Source organism: Rhodococcus sp. AC861 (assembly GCF_979256035.1).
In genome coordinates, this window is sequence record NZ_CEEDMW010000088.1 from 1 (window position 1) to 244 (window position 244).

Below are 244 nucleotides of genomic sequence, written 5' to 3' on the forward strand. Positions count from 1 at the left end.
GATCGCGACGCCCGCTGTCATGGCCTGTCATGTGCTCACCGCATCGCAGTTCAAGTGCCTGATCGCGGTGATGTTCCTGGCCATGTACATCCGCGCCTTCCCCGACCGGACGGTCGCGCAGGTCCTGGTGATCGTGCTCGTGGTGGCGGACTGTGGGGCCGCGGCCGCGTCCCCCGCCCAGCCCTCTCCCCTCAGCTACCTGGTTTTCGCAGTCGCCGACGTCGGCGCGGCCGAGGCGTTCGGG

Annotated in this window: 1 pseudogene; it reads left to right on the forward strand. The window is 69.3% G+C overall.

The annotated features are described in order from the left end of the window. Positions 1-244 (forward strand): annotated as a pseudogene (locus AC0IX4_RS23260) (GGDEF domain-containing protein); the annotation flags it as partial.